This window comes from Skermanella stibiiresistens SB22 (assembly GCF_000576635.1).
GTDB classification, from domain to species: Bacteria; Pseudomonadota; Alphaproteobacteria; order Azospirillales; family Azospirillaceae; genus Skermanella; species Skermanella stibiiresistens.
Map to the genome: position 1 here is coordinate 66,926 of NZ_AVFL01000027.1, position 18,292 is coordinate 85,217.

Genomic DNA, 18,292 nt, shown 5'->3' on the forward strand with positions numbered 1-18,292 from the left:
GGGAAACCCGCCATGAGCACCATCAAGTTCACCAAGGACCACGAGTGGATCCGCATCGACGGCGATGTCGCCACCGTCGGCATCTCCGAATACGCCCAGAAACAGCTGGGTGACGTGGTCTTCGTCGAGCTGCCGGAAGTCGGCCGCAACGTCGTCGCCGGCAAGGAAGCCGCAGTGGTCGAGTCGGTCAAGGCCGCGAGCGAGGTCTACGCCCCGGCCGCCGGCGACGTGGTCGAGGTCAACGAGGCCCTGGCCGATGATCCGGCCCTGGTCAACCGCGACCCGATGGGCGAGGGCTGGTTCGTCAAGCTGCGGATCGAGAACCTGTCCGACCTGGACGACCTGATGGACGAGGCCGCCTACAAGGAATACTGCGAGGGCCTGAACTGATGCGGTATCTGCCCCTGACGGAGGCCGACCGCAAGTCGATGCTCGCCACCATCGGCGTGCCCTCGGTCGACAGCCTGTTCCGCGACGTGCCGGAATCCGCCCGGCTCTCCTCCCCGATCGACGGCTTGGCGCCGCACGCCGGGGAGATGGAGGTCGAGCGGATGGTCGCGGCCATGGCGGCCAAGAACGTCGCCGCCGGCAGCGTGCCGAGCTTCCTGGGCGCCGGCGCCTATCGCCACCACGTGCCCGCCGCCGTCGATCACCTGATCCAGCGCGGCGAGTTCCTGACCTCCTATACGCCGTATCAGCCGGAGGTCACCCAGGGCACGCTGCAATACCTGTTCGAGTTCCAGACCCAGGTGGCGCTGATCACCGGCATGGATGTGGCGAACGCCTCGCTCTATGACGGCGCCACCTCCTGCGCCGAGGCGGTCATGATGGCCAACCGGGCGACGCGCCGGTCGCGCGCCGTGCTGTCCGGCGGCCTGCATCCGCACTACCGTGACGTGACCGCGACCAACGCCCGGTTCCACGGCTTCGAGGTCGTGACCGCCCCGGCCGATCCCGAGGGTGGGGAGGACTTGGCGGCGCTGGTCGACGACAAGACCTCCTGCGTCGTCGTGCAGAATCCCGGCTTCTTCGGCCAGGTGCGCGACCTGACCGAACTGGCGGCGGCCGTCCACGCCAAGGGCGCGCTGCTGATCGTCGCGGTGGCCGAGGTCGTCTCGCTGGGCCTGCTGACGTCGCCGGGCGAGATGGGCGCCGACATCGTCGTGGCCGAGGGCCAGTCGATCGGCAACGCGCTGAACTTCGGCGGCCCCTATGTCGGGCTGTTCGCGACCCGGGACAAATATGTCCGCCACATGCCCGGCCGCCTGACCGGCCAGACGGTGGACGCCGAGGGGCGGCGCGGCTGGGTGCTGACGCTGTCGACCCGCGAGCAGCACATCCGCCGCGAGAAGGCGACCAGCAACATCTGCACCAACAGCGGTTTGTGCGCGCTGGCCTTCACCATCCACATGAGCCTGCTGGGCGAGGAGGGCTTCGGTCGGCTGGCGCGGATCAACCACGCCAAGGCGGTCCAACTGGCCGACCGGCTCGACGCGCTCAAGGGCGTCGAGATCGTCAGCGACAGCTTCTTCAACGAGTTCACCGTCCGCTTGAAAAAGCCGGCGGCGAAGGTCGTCAACAAGCTGGCCAAGGCCGGCATCCTGGGCGGCGTCCCGGTCTCACGCCTGTATCCGGGCGACGAGGCGCTGGCCGATCTGCTGTTGGTGGCCGCGACCGAGACCAACACCGACGCCGACATGGAGGCGCTCGCCTCCGGCCTGAAGGAAGTCCTGTCATGAACTCCCAGGGACGCAAGACCCACATCGACGCCCTGGGCGTCGAGGGTGGAAGCGCCGCCTCCGCCGCCGCTGGAACGATCAGCGGCAACCGCGCGCTGATGCTGGAGGAGCCGCTGATCTTCGAGCAGGACAGCCCCGGCACCACCGGCGTCGACCTGCCCGAGCCGGCCGTCGTCAAGAGCAGGCTGGGCAAGGTCCGCGAGCGCGGCCGGATCGGACTGCCGGGCCTGAGCGAGCCGGAGGTGATCCGGCACTACACGCGGCTGTCGCAGAAGAACTTCGCTATCGACAGCGGGCTGTATCCGCTCGGCTCGTGCACCATGAAGCACAACCCGCGCCTGAACGAGAAGCTGGCGCGGCTGCCCGGCTTCAGCGACATCCACCCGCTCCAGCCGGAGCGGACGGTCCAGGGCGCGCTGGAACTGATCGACACGCTGGCCCACTGGCTGAAGACGCTGACCGGCATGCCCGCCGTGGCGATGTCCCCGGCGGCCGGCGCCCATGGCGAGCTGTGCGGCATGATGTCGATCCGCGCCGCGATCGAGGACCGCGACGGCGGCACCAGCCAGCGCCGCCGCGTGCTGGTTCCCGAATCCGCCCACGGCACCAACCCCGCGACGGCGGCGGCCTGCGGTTTCACCGTGGACGCGATCCCGGCTGACGAGACCGGTCGGGTCGATGTCGGCGCGCTGAAGGCCAAGCTGGGCGACGACGTCGCCGCGATCATGCTGACCAACCCGAACACCTGCGGGCTGTTCGAGCGCGACATCGTCGAGATCGCCGAGGCGGTCCACGCGGCGGGCGCCTATTTCTACTGCGACGGCGCCAACTTCAACGCCATCGTCGGCCGGGTCCGCCCCGCCGACCTCGGCATCGACGCCATGCACATCAACCTGCACAAGACCTTCTCGACGCCGCATGGCGGCGGCGGTCCGGGCAGCGGCCCGGTCGTGCTGTCGGAGGCCTTGGCGAAGTTCGTGCCCTTGCCCTATGTCGTCCATGGCAAGGACGGCTTCTCGCTGGTCGAGAACGGCGCCGACGAGGATTCGACCGGCAAGGAGTTCGGCCGGCTGAAGGGCTTCCACGGCCAGATGGGCATGTTCGTCCGCGCGCTGTCCTACATCCTCAGCCACGGCGCCGACGGGCTGCGGCAGGTGGCGTCGGACGCGGTGCTCAACGCCAACTACGTGATGGCGAGCCTGAAGGACGTGATGACGCCGTCGTTCGAGGGCCCGTGCATGCACGAGGCGCTGTTCGACGACCGCTTCCTGAAGGGCACCGGCGTGACGACTCTCGACTTCGCCAAGGCGATGATCGACGAGGGCTATCACCCGATGACCATGTACTTCCCGCTGGTCGTCCACGGCGCCTTCCTGATCGAGCCGACCGAGACCGAGAGCAAGCAGAGCCTGGACGCCTTCATCCGCGTGATGCGCGGCTTGGCCGAGCGCGCGAAGGCCGGCGACGCCGACCACTTCCTCGGCGCGCCGAGGATGACGCCGCGGCGCCGCCTGGACGAGACGGGCGCCGCGCGGAAGCCGGTGCTGAGGTGGGTGCCGGAGGTCGAGCAGCGCGAGGCGGCGGAGTAGGACGGCCGGGGCTTCGGCCTACGCGACGGGATAAGCGTTCCCGGCTCTAGCCGCGAACTGGGAACGCTCATGCTCGAACGACGTCTCCATGCGGTCGATCTCCGACGGCTTGACGCCCAGGGAGGCGGCGACCGCTCGCCACTCCGAGGTCGTGGACGCGACCTCACGGATGATCGTGTCGGCGTCGGACAGTGCCAGCCCGAAATAAGCGGCGTTCTCCCGTGCCAGTTCGACCGAGCAAGTGCCATCGTCCAGACTGATATTGGTCGAGAGGATGTGCGCCTTCACGTCCACGGGAACGGGGTTCAGGTCGTAGGCGGGTGACAGCCGCCAGCCCGGCTCGCCGGACCAGAGGAAGCCGTGGTTGCGCAGGTGGTCATCGACGTTGGAAATCAGGATGTTGAACACCATCCTTCGGAAAAGCTCGGCGGCGTCTCCGTCGGCGCCGGATCCATGGGTGCGCAGGATCTCGACCAGTTCGGGATAGCTGCCCTGTTCCCCATCGACCATGCCCATCATCGACATCGCCGACAGGAACGGGATGCGGTCACCGGAAGGATCGCGGTCGAACCGGCGGGACACCAGCACCGCCTTGCCACCGATCCGCTCCAGGCGGTGCGGCGCCGTGCGGATGCCGGCTTTGTCGGCTAGGCGCAGCGCGATCTCCTCCCAGGTTCCGATGGAGTATTCGTCGTCATCCTTTGGAAACTTGGCGATGGCGAGATGGCCGTCGCGATCCGCGACCGAGGCCTTCGGCCGGGCGCCACCCAGCGAGGAGCCGGGAGCGAACAGCAGCGACAGGTCGTCATCGGTCTCCTCGTCGCGCAGCACGCGCCCGGTGATCGATAGCAGGCGCGGCAACTCGACGAACGGCGGCACGCCGCCTTGGCTCAATGGAGCTTGAAACTCCTCCTGATCCATCCGCCGGAAGCGCAAGGCTCCAAGCCGGGCGATGTCGGTCACTCCCAAAAGGTAGTCGGCCTCGGTGAGCGTTCGCACAACCCTGTTCTCGCGCTTCGCCATGCGCCGCTCCATCCGCCGCATCAACCGGCGTCCCCACGTGTCGGGAGCGGAATCCCCTATGGAGGCGAACATCTCGCGACCCTTGTCGGGTGTGAATACCCCGGTACCGACCGCGATGGCCGGCTCAAGGGAAAAGTGGCCCCGGACATCGCTCCAGGTGTCGTGATAGATGAAGGTGGCACTGTTACGACCGCCTCGGACCGTCATCCGCAGCGTGCCAACCCGGTGGGTGCCGCCGCCCAAGTCGGCATGAACCTCGATCCCGCTCATGGCGGCGGTGCCTTGCTGGCCCGGACGCGTGTTGGCAGGTGCTCGTCCTCCAAATCGGCGCCTACCGGATCGTCCGCCAGAAGATCGCCCAGCGAACCGATCAGCCCCAAGGCCTGCATCACCGAGGCGTAGATGCCAAATGACACGGCGGGGTCACCTTGCTCCACGCGCGCCAGCGTCCCCCGCGAGATGAACGCGCGCGCGGCCACGACCTCCATCGTCAAGCGACGACGCAGACGCGCCCGGCGCAGATCCGCACCGATCCTGTGAATGGCCCGTTTCGCTCCGAGCGTGGGTGTGTGAGGTGTCGCCATGGTAGGTAATGATAGCTTGAACGAGCATTGAGCGCTATAACGCTGTCTCAAGCTATCGTTAGGTGAGACCTGCTAGGGCGATCTTTGGAACGCCAACGCCCCCACCACCTCATCCACCGCGGCCGTCCAGCCCACGATGGCGCCTTGGGCTCGCACCATCTCCAGGGTCGCTTGCTTGAAGGCGGGGAAGTAGCTTTCGGTGGCGTCCTCGACCAGCAGGCATTCGAAGCCGCGGTCGTTGGCTTCGCGCATGGTGGTTTGGACGCAGACTTCCGTGGTGACACCGGCGAATAGCAGGTGGGTGATGCCGCGGTCGGCCAGGATTTTGCTGAGCGGGGTGGCGTAAAAGGCGCCTTTGCCGGGCTTGTCGATCACGATCTCGTCCGGCAGCGGGGTCAGGGCGTCGACGATGGCGTTGCCGGGTTCGCCCTTGACCAGGATGCGGCCCATCGGGCCGGTGTCGCCGATGCGGAGGTCCGAAGCGCCGCGCAGGCGCTTGGCGGGAGGGCAGTCGGACAGGTCGGGCTCGTGGGCTTCCCGCGTGTGGATGATCGTCAGACCGGCTGCCCTGCACCCGTCGAGCAGGCGGCGGACATGGGGAACCAGGGCGGCCAGGGGAGCGACGTCGTTGCCCAGCGCCTCGCCGAAGCCGCCGGGCTCGATGAAGTCGCGCTGCATGTCGATGATGACGAGGGCGGTACGCTCGGGCGGGAAGGTGAAGGGGTAGGGCTGGGCGGTCGGCAGCGTCAAACCATTGGTCATCGTCAATGCCCCGCCATGTGCTGGCCGATCACGCCGATATCGGCTTGGGTGGTCGGCGTCTCGTGGACCAGATGGCCGTCGAACATCACCAGGATGCGGTCGGCCAGTTCGAACAGCTCGTCCAGGTCCTCGCTGACCAGCAGCACGGCGGCGCCCCGGTTGCGGGCCTGCATGATCTGCGAGCGGATGTCGGCCACGGCGGCGAAGTCCAGGCCGAAGCACGGGTTGGCGACGATCAGCACCCGCACGTCGCTCGCCAGCTCGCGGGCCAGCACCGCGCGCTGGACATTGCCGCCCGACAGCGTGCCGATGGGGGCGTCCGGGCCGGGCGTCTTGACCTTGTAGAGCTGGATCAGTTCGCGCGCCGCACCCCGCATGGCGGCGCCGTTCAGCCACCAGCCGCCGCGCGCGTTTGGCGGATCGTCGAAGGTGCGGAACGACATGTTCTCCGCGACGCTCATGCGGGCGACGCAGGCGTTGCGCAGCGGCTCCTCCGGCAGCAGGCACAGGCGGTGGCGCTTCATCTCGGCGCGGGTCGCGGCGTAGCGCTCGCCACACACCTTGATCTCGCCTGCGGCGGGCGGGCGCTGGCCCGCCAATACCTCGACCAACTCGCGCTGGCCGTTGCCCGACACGCCAGCGATGCCGACGATCTCGCCGGCGCGGACGGTCAGGTCCAGGTCCTCGACCGCCGCCAGGCCGCCGTCGTTCAGCGCCTTGAGCCCGGCGATCTCGATCCTCGGCTCGCCCAGCGGGGTCGCAAGCCGGGAGGCTCCCTTGGGGATTTCCTTGGCGCCGATCATCATCTCCGCCATGTCGGCGGGGGTGAGGTCGGCGACCTTGCCGGTCCCGGCGAAACGGCCCCGGCGCAGCACCGTCACCTCGTCGGCATAGGCCATCACCTCGCGGAACTTGTGGGTGATGGTCAGCACCGTCAGCTTGCCCTCCCGCGTCATGCGGCGCAGCAGGCCCAGCACCTCGTCGGCCTCGCCGGGGGTCAGGACCGAGGTCGGCTCGTCCAGGATCAGGAAGCGGTTCTTGAGGTAGAGCTGCTTCAGGATCTCCAGCTTCTGCTTCTCGCCCGCCGCCAGGGCCGAGACCGGCACGGTCAGCGGCACCCGGAACGGCATGCCGGCCATGAAGGCCTCCAGCGCCTTACGCTCCGCCGCCCAATCGACCACGGCGGGCACGTGGGTTCGCGACAGCACGAGGTTTTCCGCCACCGTCATGCCGGGCACCAGCGTGAAGTGCTGGTAGACCATGCCGACACCCAGCGCGTGGGCGTCCTTCGGGTTGGCGATGGCGCGCTCCTGCTCGCCCACCGCGATCTGGCCCTGGTCGGCGTGGTAATAGCCCATGACGCATTTGACCAGCGTGCTCTTGCCGGCGCCGTTCTCGCCCAGCAGGGCGTGGAAGGTGCCGGCCGAGACGCGGCAGGTCACGTCGTCCAGGGCGGCCATGCCGCCGAAGCGCTTTGTCATGCCGACGGCTTCCAACCCCAGGGCGCCGTTCGGATGGGTTCTCAGGAAACTCATGCCGGTCTCCTCGGATTCATGGAAGACTTGAGGTCACAGGACCGTCAGCAGGGCGTCGGAGCGGGCGACGGCGCCGAACACGCCACCCTGCATCTTGACCATGCGGATCGCCGCGTCGTGGTTGGACCGGTCGGTCGCGGCGCAGCAGTCCTCCACCAGCACGCATTCATAGCCGCGGTCGTTGGCCTCGCGCATGGTGGTGTGGACGCAGACATCGGTGGTGATGCCGGTCAGCACGAGGTTGCGGATGCCGCGCTGGCGCAGCATCAGGTCCAGGTCGGTGGCGCAGAAGCTGCCCTTGCCCGGCTTGTCGATGATCGGCTCGCCGGGCAGCGGGCTCAGCTCCGGGATGATCTCCCAGCCCGGTTCGCCGCGCACCAGCACCCGCCCGCACGGACCGGGATCGCCGATGCCGGCGCCGATCCGGCGCGAGCGCCAGCGCTTGTTGTCGGGCAGGTCGGCCAAGTCGGGCCGGTGACCCTCGCGGGTGTGCAGGATGGTGAAGCCGCCTTGCCGCATCGCGGCCATCAGCCGGGCGATCGGCTCGATCGGGGCGCGGGTCAGCGCCAGATCATAGCCCATGGCGTCGACATAGCCGCCCTTGCCGCAGAAATCGGTCTGCATGTCGATCACCACCAGCGCCGTATTGGCGGGGCGGAGGTCTCCGTCATAGGGCCAGGGGTAGGGGTCGGAGTCGATGTGGGTCATTTCGTGATACTCAGTTCGCCCGGAGCGCCGGTCAGGGTGCGGGTCGGGGAGCAGGTCGCGATCATGATGACGAGCGTCAGCAGATAGGGCGCCGCGTTGAACAGGTAATAGCCCTGGGTTACGCCGACCGATTGCAGCGCCGGGCCAAGGGCTCCGGCCCCGCCGAACAGCAGGGCGGCGCCCAGGCAGCGGATCGGCTGCCACCGGGCGAAGATCACCAGCGCCACCGCCATCAGCCCTTGGCCGCTCGACAGCCCCTCGTTCCAGCTTCCCGGATAGTAGAGCGACAGGAACGATCCGCCGATGCCGGCCAGGAAGCCGCCCGACGCCGTGGCGGCCAAGCGGACCAGGTTGACCGAATAGCCCATGGCGCGGGCGGCGTCGGCGCTGTCGCCGACCGTCCTGACGATCAGGCCCCATTTGGTGTTGGTCAGCACCCACAGCAGGAAGGGCGCCAGCAGCACGCCCAGGATGAACAGCACGTTGATCTGAAGGGCGGAGCGGACCTGGGGCAGATCGCTCCACCAGCCGAACTCGATCGCCGGCAGGATCGGCGCCTGCGGCTGGATGAAGGCCTTGCCCAGGAAGAAGGCCAGTCCGGTCCCCAGCAGCATCAACGCGATGCCGACCGCGATGTCGTTGACGCGCGGCAACCCGCAGATCAGGGCGTGCAGCACGCCGAACAGGGCGCCGGCCAGCCCGGCGACCAGCACGCCCAACCAGGGCGAGCCGGTCATGTACGAGATCGCGTAGGCGCTCATGGCGCCCATCACCAGCGTGCCCTCCAACCCGAGGTTGATCCGCCCGCTCTTCTCGGTCAGCAACTCGCCCAGGCTGACGAACAGGAACGGCGTGCTGACCCGGATGGCCCCGGCGAGAACCGCCAGCGCCACGCCCCACCAGCCGAGATCCTCCATGACTCACCCCCTCGGTTGAAAGACTCGGAAGCGGCCATAGAGCGTGTCGCTGGCCAGGATCATGACGAAGGCGATGCCCTGGAGCACCAGGATGGTGGCGTCGGGCAGGTCCAGCCGGCGCTGGAGCAAGCCGCCGCTGGCGGCGATGCCTCCGAACATCAAGGCGACCGGAATGACGGCGAGCGGGTTCTGGCGCGCGATGAAGGCGATCAGGATGCCGGTATAGCCATAGCCCGCGACCAGCGAGCCATTGGCGCTGCCATGGACCGCCGCGACCTCGACCATCCCGGCCAGCCCGGCGGCGGCCCCGGCCAGGAAGCAGGTGATCATGCCGAGCTTGGCGACCGATAAGCCGGCCATGCGGGCGGCGCGGACATTGCCGCCGACCATGCGGGCGCCGAAGCCGAAGGTCGTTCGCCGCATCAGCACATAGGACGCGACACAGGCGACCAGCCCGAACACCAAGCCCCAGTGGACGTCCAGCCCCGGGATCGAGCCGATCATGTTGGCCTCGCCCAGCGGCGGGGTCGACGGCTTGTTCAGGCTGGCGGGATCGCGCAGCGGGCCCTCGACCATGTGGTTCATCAAGGCGATGGCGATATAGGCCAGCAGCAGGCTGGAGATCGTCTCGTTGACGCCCCGGAACTGGCGGAGCGCGCCGGCCAGCGCGATCCAGGCGCCGCCCGCCGCCATGCCTGCCAGCGCCATGACGCCCAGCAGCAGCCAGGGGGGTGCCCCCATCATCGCCATCCCCGCCGCGGCGGAGCACATGCCGCCGATCACCAGCGCGCCTTCGCCGCCGATGATGACAAGGCCAAGCTGGGCGGGCAGGGCGACGCACAGGGCCGTCAGCAGCAGCGGGGCCGTCCGTTGCAGTGTGTTCTGCCACGAGAACCAGGTGCCGAAGGCGCCCCGGTACATCAGCTCGTAGGTCTCCAGCGGATCGGCGCCGGCCAGCGCCACGAAGATGCCGAACACCACGGCCGTGGCGACCAGTGCGCCAACCGGGATCAGCACCGCCTCGGCGGTGCCGCGCAGGGCGTCGAGGGAGAGGCCGGCGAGAGGCGAGCCGGCCGGGGCCAGGGGACGGGTTGGGAGCGGGGCGGTTTCGTCGACCATCGTCCCGGCCCTCCTCAGGAGGTCGAGCCGACGACGCCTTCGACCAGCCAGTCCATCCCTTCGAGCCAAAGGTCGGTCTGGCCATAGGTCTTGCCGGCGGCGACGATCTCCTTGCCCGTGTTGGTGCTGATCGGGCCGCTGAAGATCGAGAAGTCCCCGGCCATCATCTTGGCCTTGACCGCCTCGCCCGCCGCCTTGGATTCGGGGCTGACCGCCGGACCATAGGCGGAGGTCTTGATGAAGCCCTCCTTCAAGCCGCCCCGCACGAACTGTCCCGGCTTCTCGCCCGCCTGCGCTTTGGTGACGAAATCCTTGTAGACGGTGATCCAGTTCCACTCGGCTCCGGTCAGATAGCCCTTGGGAGCCAGCGGTGCTTGGTTGGCGTGGTAGCCGCAGGTGAAGGCGCCGCGCCGCTCGGCGGTCTCGACCACGACCTTGGGACTGTCGACGTGGCAGGTCACGACATCGACGCCGGCGTTGACCAGTCCGTTGGTCGCCTCCGCCTCCTTGATCGGCATCGACCAGTCGCCGGTGAAGATCACCTGGGTCGTGATGGACGGGTCGACCGAGCGGGCGCCCAGCGTGAAGGCGTTGATGTTGCGCAGTACCTGCGGGATCGGCTTGGCGGCGACGAAGCCGAGCTTCTTGGATTTGGTGGCGTGACCGGCGGCGATGCCGTTGAGGTATTGGCCCTCGTCGATGTAGCCGAAATAGCTGCCGGTGTTGGCGGGATGGGTACCGGCCTTGAACATGCCGCCGCAGTGGCGGAACTCGACGTCCGGATACTTCGCGGCGACCTTCAGCATGTGCGGGTCGAAATAGCCGAACGAGGTCGGGAAGACCAATTCCGCGCCATCCAGGTTGATCATGCTCTCCATGGTCTTCTGGACGTCGAGGGTCTCGGGGACCTTCTCCTCCTCCACGACCTTGACGCCGCTCATGGAGCGCAGCATCGCCGCCGCCTCGGCATGGGCCTGGTTGTAGCCGAAGTCGTCGCGCGGACCGACATAGATGAAGCCCACCACCAGCTTCTTGGCGGCGAGGGCTCTTGAGAGCGGCAGGAAGCCCGACAGCGCCGTTCCCGCGGCGGCGCCGCCAAGGGCGCCCAGAACCATGCGACGCGACATGCCCTGATCGACCGTCATCAGAACCCTCCATCCAGAATTTTCATTCGCTGATGGGGTTTCTTGTGCAAGGTTTATACCAAATGCGGATCGTCAATGGTGCGGGCGTTTGTCGCCTGGATCCGGACAAGGGCTGCATAATGTTTGCCCGAACAGCTTAATATTAGCCTATTATTTAGTCATTTGGCATGTTTTTGCCAATTCTCGGATAGCAAGCCATTGATATAACAAAGGTATTTCTTTGGCTTGCTGTATGCATGATCGTATGCGGAATTCCTGGGGAGTGGATGAAGATGAGTGGGGAAAGCGTGATTGGAAGCCTGGATCTGACCACCCTTGGCGCCGCCTATGCCAGCGGAGCCGCCACCGTGGGCGGCATGGTGGAGACGGTGCTGGACCGGATCGAGGGTGCCGGCGACGATCATGTCTGGATCGCCCGGGTCGAAGCCGCCGACCTGCGTCGCCGCGCCGGGGAACTCGATGCCCTGGACCGCGCGGAGGCGGCCAAACTGCCGCTGTTCGGCATCCCCTTCGCGGTCAAGGACAACATCGACGTGGCCGGCATGCCGACCACGGCCGCTTGTCCCGATTTCGCCTATGTGCCGCAAGTCTCGGCGACGCTGGTGGACAGGTTGCTGAACGCCGGGGCGGTGCTGGTCGGCAAGACCAACCTGGACCAGTTCGCCACCGGACTGGTCGGCGTCCGCTCGCCCTATGGCGTCCCGCGCAACCCGTTCGACGCGCGCTACATCCCCGGCGGCTCCAGTTCCGGTTCGGCGGTGGCGGTCTCGGCGGGTCTGGTGGGATTCTCGCTGGGAACCGACACGGCGGGGTCGGGCAGGGTGCCAGCCTCTTTCAACAATATCGTGGGATTGAAGCCGACGCGTGGCGCGCTCAGCACAAAGGGCGTCGTGCCGGCCTGCCGGTCGCTCGACTGCGTGTCGATCTTCGCACTGACCTCCGCCGACGCCGCCGCCGTGTTCGACGTGGCGGCGGGGTTCGACGCCGCCGACCCCTATTCCAGGACCACCCATGACGCCGCCCTGCCGGAAGGCTTCCGGTTTGGCGTGCCACGGGCGGCCGACCTGCATTTCTTCGGCGACGAGGCGGCGGCCGAGCTTTACGGCATCGCGGTCGAGCGGCTGACCGCTTTGGGCGGCACACCGGTGACGATCGACTTCACCCCGTTCCGCGAGACCGCCGAACTGCTCTACAGCGGTCCCTGGGTCGCGGAGCGGATGGCGGCGGTCGAGAGTTTCCTGCGCGAGAGCCCGGAGAGCCTGCATCCGATCACCCGCCGGATCATCACGGGAGCCGACGCCTACAGCGCGGTCGACACGTTCCGGGCGATGTACCGGCTGGAGGAGTTGCGCCGGATCGCCGGGGCGGTATGGGACGACATCGACGTGCTGCTGGTGCCGACGGCGGGGACGATCTACACGGTCGACCAGTTGGAGGCCGATCCGGTTGCGCTCAACACCAACCTTGGTGAATACACCAACTTCACCAACCTGCTGGACCTCTCCGCCATCGCGGTGCCCAATGGTTTCGGGCCGCTGGGCCTGCCGCTCGGCGTCACCCTGATCGCGCCGGCGTTCCATGACCGCGCCCTCGCGGATCTGGGACGCCGCTGGCAAGCGGCCACGGGGCTGACCCTGGGTGCCACCGGCGCTGCGCTGCCCGATGCTAAGCCCTTGGTGGGCGCCACTTCCGGACGCACGGTGCTGGCGATGGTCGGCGGCCACATGGAGGGCATGGCGCTGAGTCCGGAACTGGTGGCGCTGGGGGGCCGCAAGGTCGCGGCGGTCCGGACCGAACCACTTTACCGCCTGTATGCCCTGCCGGGGATGAATCCGGCGCGGCCCGGACTGCTGCGGGTCGCCGACGGCGGGGGGCACGCGATCGGGGCGGAGCTGTGGTCGATCCCCGACGGCCGCCTCGCCGCCTTCATGGCGACCATCAAAGGGCCTCTCGGCATCGGCACGGTGATGGTCGAGGGATGGGGGCCCGTCAAGGGCTTCCTGTGCGAGGCCTACGCCACGGTGGGAGCGGAGGAGATATCGGGTTTCGGTGGCTGGAGGGCCTATGTCGCGGCACGCGCCGGATAGGACATAAAATCCGCTTGCCAACGCATTCCGGACTTGCGCGGCGGCGTCTGGTGACGCAACACGGAGGCTTGTCCCGATATCGTGATCGAACCCGCGGCGATGAGGATCGGGTGATGTCGCCGTAACAGCATGTCGAGAGAGTGATGACTCCTAACGAAATCGCCCGGGTCCAGGATTATCTCCGCCGGACTTTCGGAAACGACCGGATCACCATCGTCCCTCCGCCCAAGCGCGGCGCGCCCATCGAAATGCTGATCGGCGACGAGTTCATCGGTGTCGTGCATCGCGATGAGGACGAGGGCGAGGTGTCCTACGACTTGCACATCACCATCCTGTCCGAGGACTTGCCCCCCGCCAGCGCCGTTCCCGCCGGAGGAGCCCCGAAAGCCAAGCCGACGCGCTAGCGGCGCCGGGACGCCATCGCATTCGTAAGCCACGAGGGTCTAGCGTCGGCCCGCCGCGACGACCGTCGCGGATTCCCGCGACTTCGCCGTCCGCCCCTCCTCCGCCAGATAATCCTCGAAGGCGTGCTCCACCGTCGCCAGATGGGCGCGCATCGTGTGGAACGCGCCGTCGCCGTCGCCCCGCACGATGGCGGTCACGATCTGGTCGTGCTCCGCGAAGGAGCGGGCCATGCGGCCGAGATTGCGGAACTGGGCGCGCGAGAATGGCGATAGCCGGCGCCGCAGCGCCACCGTCGTCTCGGCCAGGAAGCCGTTGTGGCCGCCCTCGTAAATCATGTCGTGGAAGCGGATGTTGGCGAGATGGTACCGGTCCGGATCGCCGCGCCGGACGAGGTCGCCAACTTCGCGATGGACCTCCTCGAGCGCGCGCCGCTCGGCCCCGGTCATCTTCTCCGCCGCCAGCCGGGCGCACCCGGCCTCCAATTCCGCCAGCGCCTCGAAGAGTTCCGACAGGACGCCGATGGTCATGGGAGTGACGACGGCGCCCTTGTGGGCGCGCAGCATGATCAGGCCGGTCGCCGACAGCTGCTTCAACGCCTCGCGGACCGGCGTGCGCGACACCCCGAAGCGATCGGCCAGTTCCTGCTCGTCAAGGCGCACGCCGGGAAAGATCAGGCCGGACATGATATCGTCGGCGATCGCCTCGCGGATCTCGTCCGCCCGCGTCCGGCGTGGTTCCTGGCGCGCCAACCGCATGTTCCGCTCACTCACCGTAGATCATCCGCCACCGTCGACCATCCGCATCCATCTGTTCCCATGTTCCGGGCGGCGGCACAAGATTTGTGCAGCGACGCGCCGCACGTCCCCCGATCCGGCCTCCTTGCCAGTGGCATGCCGGTTGCGTGGTGCCGGAACGTTTTGGAACCAGCACGATCTTGCGCCCAGCACGATCCTACGCACAGGGAGCGACCATGCCCCATACCACCTTCGCCCGAAACAACTTCCATGCGGAGAGCCACGTGGATCTCATGGCGGCGGCCCTCGGCCTGACCATCGCGCCGGACGATCGGGCCGGCGTCGTCGCCAACATGGCCCGGACCGCCGAACTCGCCCAGTTGGTGGCGGAGTTTCCGCTGGACGACCACGTGGAACTGGCCCCCACCTTCCGGCCGGGCGAGGACGCGTGATGATCGACCACACCAGTGGCGCGCTGGAGATCGCGGCCGCCGTGAAGGCGGGATCGGTCAGCGCGGTGGAGGTCACGCGGGCCGCCCTGTTCCGGATCGAGGCGCTGAACGCCCCTCTCGGCGCCTTCACGGCGGTGACGGCGGAACGGGCGCTGGACGAGGCGGCTGCGGTCGACGCGAAGGTCCAGGCTGGGGACGATCCGGGGCCGCTGGCCGGTGTTCCCTTCGCGGTCAAGAACCTGTTCGACGTCAAGGGATTGGCGACCCTGGCCGGGTCGAGGATCAACGCCAGCCATCCTCCGGCACGCGATGACGCGGTGCTGATCCAGCGCCTGAACGACGCCGGGGCGATCCTGCTGGGCGCGCTGAACATGGGCGAATACGCCTATGACTTCACCGGCGAGAACTGCCACCACGGCCCGTCGCGCAACCCCCATGACCCGGCGAGGATGTCCGGCGGGTCGTCCGGCGGATCCGGAACGGCGCTGGCGGCGGGGCTGGCGGCCCTGACCCTGGGATCGGACACCAATGGCTCGATCCGGGTGCCGGCGTCGTTCTGCGGCCTGTTCGGGCTGAAGCCGACCTTTGGCCGGTTGAGCCGCGAGGGTACTTTTCCGTTTTGCTTCAGCCTGGACCATCTGGGGCCGCTGGCGCGCTCCACCGCCGATCTGACCGCCGCCTTCGACGCGATGCGACCCGAGGCGGACGGGACGGCGGTGGCGGCCACGCTCGGTCAGGGCATCGACGGCTTGAGGATCGCGGTCGCCGGCGATTACTTCGCGAAGGGCGCCGACCCGGTCGCCTTCGAGGCGGTCGCGACGGTCGCCGCGGCACTGGGGGCCAGCGACACGGTCGTGATCCCCGAGGCGGCGCGGGCGCGGGCGGCGGCCTATGTCATCACCACGGCGGAGGGCGGCAACCTGCACCTGGACCGCCTGCGGACCCAGGCGGCGGACTTCGACCCCGCGACCCGCGATCGGCTGTTGGCGGGCGCCATGGTGCCGGCCTCATGGTATCTCCAGGCGCAGCGGTTCCGCCGCTGGTACCATGATCGGGTGATGGAGCTGTTCGGCCATGTCGATATCATCCTCGCTCCAGCGACGCCCTGCGTGGCGCCTCCGATCGGTCAACAGACCATGGTGCTGGATGGGGTCGAGATGCTGGTGCGGCCGAACATCGGCATCTTCACGCAGCCGCTGTCGCTGATCGGGTTGCCGGTCGTGGCGGTTCCCGTCAGGCGGGGCTCCGGGATGCCGATCGGAGTCCAGGTGGTGGCGGCGCCCGGGCGCGAGGATCTGGCGTTGCGGGTCGCGGCGGTACTGGAGGAAATGGGTGTCTGCGCGGCTCCGGTCGCGGTGGGCGAAACGAGTTGGGGGAAATGAGACGAATGGAAATCAACGACGCGGAAGTCCTGGCCGAGGTGACGGCCGCCTTCCAGAGCTATGAGAAGGCCCTGGTGACCAATGATGTCGCCATGCTGGACCGGTTGTTCTGGAACAGCCCGCACACGCTCCGCTATGGGGCCGGCGAGAATCTTTATGGCTATGACGCCATCGCCGCGTTCCGCGCCGGCCGGCCATCCGTCGGATTGGAGCGCGAGCTGTTCAACACGGTGATCACGACCTATGGTCGCGACTTCGCGACCGCCAACACCGAGTTCCGGCGCGAGGGCAGTCCCCGCACCGGCCGCCAGAGCCAGACCTGGGCGCGCACCCCCGACGGCTGGCGGGTGGTCGCGGCCCATGTCAGCCTGATGGCCGGCTGAAGGCGGACACGAAGCCCCGCCTTCGACGGAGGTCGCCGTCACGGCGGGTCGTCGTCCGGGTCGACGACCTCCAGCGAGATGTTGACCGAGTTGATCACGACCTTGCCGGCATGCTCGAAATTGACGGTGACCCGGTTGCCGATCGACGATTGGATCTGGCCCAGCCCCCAGTCGGGCTGGGCGGGATGGCGCACATGGGCGCCGGGAACCAGGGTGGGATCGGACACGGACGAACTCCATGGGGTTGCTGGGACATGGGGTGGAAATGTCGGGTTCCGGAGGATCTTTTTCAGTCGTAACCATTTCGGATCATGGTAGAATCAACCGGCGACGCCAAGAATCGCCTCAGCCATCGATGGGACGAGATGAAGACCAATCTGGATATCCGCGTGGTCGAGCTGCTGTGCTCCCGCCTGTGCCATGAACTGGTGAGCCCGGTCGGCGCCATCAACAACGGCGTCGAACTGATCGAGGAAATGGGCGCCGAGATGGCCGACGAGGCGATCGGCCTGATCGCCCACAGCGCCGACCAGGCGTCCCGCCGGCTGCGTCTGCTGCGGCTGGCCTATGGGGCGGCTGGGGACACGTCCGGACTGAAGGACGTGGCACAGGCGGCCGAGGCTTATTTCACCGGCGGCAAGATCAAGCTGGACTGGCAGCCCGGCCGGCTGGAACAGGCGGCGCCGCCGCGCCAGGGCACCGGCAAGGTCTTGATCAACCTCGTCATCCTGGCTGAGGAGGCGCTGGCCCATGGCGGGCGTGTCAGCGTCGAGCCGGGCCCCGATGGCTCCCCCCGGGTGGTCGCGACCGGACGCAACGCGGGCCTGCGGGCCGAGACATCGCAGGCACTGTCCGGCGCCGTGGAGGTCGAGTCCCTGTCGCCCCGAACGGTCCACGCCTATGTCACCGGGCGCTTCGCGGAACACCATGGCATGCGGGTCGCCTGCGACCAGCAGGGCCCCGAAAGCCTCGTCTTCAAGTTGATAAACTAGCTTCTCCATAGCGGGATTCGGCGCCAAAATGTGTTTGGCGCGCGGAGTTTCTACTCGATTTGGAGAATTTTGGCCTATTACCGCCTATCGGAGGCGGTGATAAAAGATTGCATTGTCTATATCTCATGAATTAAGACTTTTTCGAAAACGCGAAAGTAAGGTACTCTTAATCAGTGTTTGGCAGGCTGAATAGGTCCCGGAGTGAACGCCTGCCGGCGTGGCGTCGTGCATTCTTGGGCCCGGATGGCAAAGCGGCAAGCCCAAAAACGGCGTGGGAAATATCGTCATGGATGATCTGCTCAGCGAATTTTTGACCGAGACATCGGAGAACCTGTCGGTTCTGGACGTCGAACTGGTCCGGCTGGAGCAAAACCCGAACAACCCCGAACTGCTCAGCAACATTTTCCGGCTGGTTCACACCATCAAGGGGACCTGCGGGTTCCTTGGTCTGCCCCGCCTGGAACATGTCGCCCACGCGTCGGAGAATGTCCTCGGCAAGTTTCGCGATGGCGAATTGTCGGTTTCACCCCAGGCCGTGTCCGCGATCCTGGAATCGCTCGACACGATCAAGCTCATCCTGTCGGTCCTTGAATCGACCGAAGCCGAGCCGCCGGGTGACGACAGTGGCCTGATCGCCCGTCTCAACGCGATCGCCGAAGGGCGCGACGCTCCGGCCGCGGCGCCGGCGCCCACACCGGCGCCCGTCGCTCCGCCAGCGCCCGTGGTGGTCGCGGCG

General features: G+C 67.6%; 20 protein-coding genes. 10 read left to right on the top strand and 10 right to left on the bottom strand.

The annotated features are described in order from the left end of the window. Positions 1-12 precede the first annotated feature (12 nt). Genes gcvH through gcvPB form a run of 3 tightly spaced genes read left to right on the top strand, consistent with a single transcriptional unit; the run spans position 13 to position 3,328 of the window. Positions 13-390, top strand: coding sequence for a glycine cleavage system protein GcvH (gcvH, locus tag N825_RS27600; protein ID WP_037459071.1), 378 nt, complete (start codon positions 13-15; stop codon positions 388-390). Continuing rightward, positions 390-1,739, top strand: coding sequence for an aminomethyl-transferring glycine dehydrogenase subunit GcvPA (gene gcvPA, locus N825_RS27605; protein ID WP_037459072.1), 1,350 nt, complete (start codon positions 390-392; stop codon positions 1,737-1,739). The genes gcvH and gcvPA overlap by 1 nt, the downstream gene beginning before the upstream one ends. Next, positions 1,736-3,328: an aminomethyl-transferring glycine dehydrogenase subunit GcvPB gene (gcvPB, locus tag N825_RS27610; protein ID WP_084165117.1), complete on the top strand. Its 1,593-nt coding sequence runs from the start codon at positions 1,736-1,738 to the stop codon at positions 3,326-3,328. The genes gcvPA and gcvPB overlap by 4 nt, the downstream gene beginning before the upstream one ends. 18 nt (positions 3,329-3,346) lie before the next feature. On the opposite strand, the gene N825_RS27615 is transcribed toward gcvPB, so the two are convergent. From N825_RS27615 to N825_RS27650, 8 genes are all read right to left on the bottom strand, one after another. Next, complete coding sequence (locus tag N825_RS27615; protein WP_037459073.1) at positions 3,347-4,621, bottom strand: type II toxin-antitoxin system HipA family toxin; 1,275 nt, start codon at positions 4,619-4,621, stop codon at positions 3,347-3,349. Next, a complete protein-coding gene (locus tag N825_RS27620; RefSeq protein WP_084165118.1) occupies positions 4,618-4,935 on the bottom strand; it encodes a helix-turn-helix domain-containing protein in 318 nt (105 codons plus the stop codon). Before N825_RS27620 ends, N825_RS27615 begins: the two co-directional genes overlap by 4 nt. 72 nt (positions 4,936-5,007) lie before the next feature. After that, positions 5,008-5,697, bottom strand: coding sequence for a cysteine hydrolase family protein (locus N825_RS27625; RefSeq protein ID WP_198038920.1), 690 nt, complete (start codon positions 5,695-5,697; stop codon positions 5,008-5,010). Between the two features lie 2 nt (positions 5,698-5,699). Beyond that, positions 5,700-7,232, bottom strand: coding sequence for an ABC transporter ATP-binding protein (locus tag N825_RS27630; protein ID WP_037459078.1), 1,533 nt, complete (start codon positions 7,230-7,232; stop codon positions 5,700-5,702). Positions 7,233-7,265: 33 nt separating this feature from the next. Beyond that, entirely contained in the window at positions 7,266-7,940 is a 675-nt protein-coding gene (gene biuH / locus N825_RS27635) for a biuret amidohydrolase (protein ID WP_037459080.1), read from the bottom strand. Then, positions 7,937-8,857, bottom strand: coding sequence for an ABC transporter permease (locus N825_RS27640; RefSeq protein ID WP_037459082.1), 921 nt, complete (start codon positions 8,855-8,857; stop codon positions 7,937-7,939). Before N825_RS27640 ends, biuH begins: the two co-directional genes overlap by 4 nt. A 3-nt stretch (positions 8,858-8,860) precedes the next feature. Then, entirely contained in the window at positions 8,861-9,976 is a 1,116-nt protein-coding gene (locus N825_RS27645) for an ABC transporter permease (RefSeq protein ID WP_037459084.1), read from the bottom strand. A 14-nt stretch (positions 9,977-9,990) separates the two neighbouring features. Next, the gene (locus N825_RS27650; RefSeq protein WP_037459086.1) at positions 9,991-11,121 is read right to left on the bottom strand and encodes a BMP family ABC transporter substrate-binding protein; all 1,131 of its coding nucleotides are present in this window, start codon (positions 11,119-11,121) and stop codon (positions 9,991-9,993) included. A gap of 272 nt (positions 11,122-11,393) precedes the next feature. Here N825_RS27650 and atzF point away from each other — a divergent pair, with 272 nt between their 5' ends. Continuing rightward, positions 11,394-13,208 (top strand): allophanate hydrolase, encoded by a 1,815-nt coding sequence (atzF, locus tag N825_RS27655; protein WP_037459153.1) that lies wholly within the window; start codon positions 11,394-11,396, stop codon positions 13,206-13,208. Positions 13,209-13,351: 143 nt separating this feature from the next. Next, positions 13,352-13,612: a DUF3126 family protein gene (locus N825_RS27660; RefSeq protein WP_037459088.1), complete on the top strand. Its 261-nt coding sequence runs from the start codon at positions 13,352-13,354 to the stop codon at positions 13,610-13,612. 39 nt (positions 13,613-13,651) lie between these two features. On the opposite strand, the gene N825_RS27665 is transcribed toward N825_RS27660, so the two are convergent. Next, complete coding sequence (locus N825_RS27665) at positions 13,652-14,383, bottom strand: GntR family transcriptional regulator (RefSeq protein ID WP_198038921.1); 732 nt, start codon at positions 14,381-14,383, stop codon at positions 13,652-13,654. A 200-nt stretch (positions 14,384-14,583) separates the two neighbouring features. Between N825_RS27665 and N825_RS27670 the strand changes: the two genes are divergently transcribed. Genes N825_RS27670 through hpxZ form a run of 3 tightly spaced genes read left to right on the top strand, consistent with a single transcriptional unit; the run spans position 14,584 to position 16,564 of the window. Beyond that, on the top strand, positions 14,584-14,799 hold the full coding sequence (locus tag N825_RS27670) for a DUF4089 domain-containing protein (RefSeq protein WP_037459090.1): 216 nt from the start codon (positions 14,584-14,586) through the stop codon (positions 14,797-14,799). Further along, on the top strand, positions 14,799-16,181 hold the full coding sequence (locus tag N825_RS27675) for an AtzE family amidohydrolase (protein WP_037459092.1): 1,383 nt from the start codon (positions 14,799-14,801) through the stop codon (positions 16,179-16,181). Before N825_RS27670 ends, N825_RS27675 begins: the two co-directional genes overlap by 1 nt. Before the next feature lie 5 nt (positions 16,182-16,186). Further along, complete coding sequence (gene hpxZ / locus N825_RS27680; RefSeq protein WP_037459094.1) at positions 16,187-16,564, top strand: oxalurate catabolism protein HpxZ; 378 nt, start codon at positions 16,187-16,189, stop codon at positions 16,562-16,564. A gap of 38 nt (positions 16,565-16,602) precedes the next feature. Here the strand turns inward: hpxZ and N825_RS27685 are convergent, their stop codons facing one another. After that, the gene (locus N825_RS27685; protein ID WP_037459096.1) at positions 16,603-16,791 is read right to left on the bottom strand and encodes a DUF3553 domain-containing protein; all 189 of its coding nucleotides are present in this window, start codon (positions 16,789-16,791) and stop codon (positions 16,603-16,605) included. 138 nt (positions 16,792-16,929) lie between these two features. Here N825_RS27685 and N825_RS27690 point away from each other — a divergent pair, with 138 nt between their 5' ends. Then, on the top strand, positions 16,930-17,556 hold the full coding sequence (locus N825_RS27690; RefSeq protein ID WP_037459098.1) for a histidine phosphotransferase family protein: 627 nt from the start codon (positions 16,930-16,932) through the stop codon (positions 17,554-17,556). Positions 17,557-17,842: 286 nt separating this feature from the next. Then, positions 17,843-18,292 (top strand): Hpt domain-containing protein (locus N825_RS27695; protein ID WP_037459102.1); only part of this gene is annotated, 450 nt, incomplete at its 3' end.

Bases quoted from the DNA above. Each gene is read 5' to 3' on its own strand.
- gcvH (WP_037459071.1), top strand. From the start codon at position 13: ATGAGCACCATCAAGTTCACCAAGGACCACGAGTGGATCCGCATCGAC.
- gcvPA (WP_037459072.1), top strand. From the start codon at position 390: ATGCGGTATCTGCCCCTGACGGAGGCCGACCGCAAGTCGATGCTCGCC.
- gcvPB (WP_084165117.1), top strand. From the start codon at position 1,736: ATGAACTCCCAGGGACGCAAGACCCACATCGACGCCCTGGGCGTCGAG.
- N825_RS27615 (WP_037459073.1), bottom strand. From the start codon at position 4,621: ATGAGCGGGATCGAGGTTCATGCCGACTTGGGCGGCGGCACCCACCGG.
- N825_RS27620 (WP_084165118.1), bottom strand. From the start codon at position 4,935: ATGGCGACACCTCACACACCCACGCTCGGAGCGAAACGGGCCATTCAC.
- N825_RS27625 (WP_198038920.1), bottom strand. From the start codon at position 5,697: ATGACCAATGGTTTGACGCTGCCGACCGCCCAGCCCTACCCCTTCACC.
- N825_RS27630 (WP_037459078.1), bottom strand. From the start codon at position 7,232: ATGAGTTTCCTGAGAACCCATCCGAACGGCGCCCTGGGGTTGGAAGCC.
- biuH (WP_037459080.1), bottom strand. From the start codon at position 7,940: ATGACCCACATCGACTCCGACCCCTACCCCTGGCCCTATGACGGAGAC.
- N825_RS27640 (WP_037459082.1), bottom strand. From the start codon at position 8,857: ATGGAGGATCTCGGCTGGTGGGGCGTGGCGCTGGCGGTTCTCGCCGGG.
- N825_RS27645 (WP_037459084.1), bottom strand. From the start codon at position 9,976: ATGGTCGACGAAACCGCCCCGCTCCCAACCCGTCCCCTGGCCCCGGCC.
- N825_RS27650 (WP_037459086.1), bottom strand. From the start codon at position 11,121: ATGACGGTCGATCAGGGCATGTCGCGTCGCATGGTTCTGGGCGCCCTT.
- atzF (WP_037459153.1), top strand. From the start codon at position 11,394: ATGAGTGGGGAAAGCGTGATTGGAAGCCTGGATCTGACCACCCTTGGC.
- N825_RS27660 (WP_037459088.1), top strand. From the start codon at position 13,352: ATGACTCCTAACGAAATCGCCCGGGTCCAGGATTATCTCCGCCGGACT.
- N825_RS27670 (WP_037459090.1), top strand. From the start codon at position 14,584: ATGCCCCATACCACCTTCGCCCGAAACAACTTCCATGCGGAGAGCCAC.
- N825_RS27675 (WP_037459092.1), top strand. From the start codon at position 14,799: ATGATCGACCACACCAGTGGCGCGCTGGAGATCGCGGCCGCCGTGAAG.
- hpxZ (WP_037459094.1), top strand. From the start codon at position 16,187: ATGGAAATCAACGACGCGGAAGTCCTGGCCGAGGTGACGGCCGCCTTC.
- N825_RS27690 (WP_037459098.1), top strand. From the start codon at position 16,930: ATGAAGACCAATCTGGATATCCGCGTGGTCGAGCTGCTGTGCTCCCGC.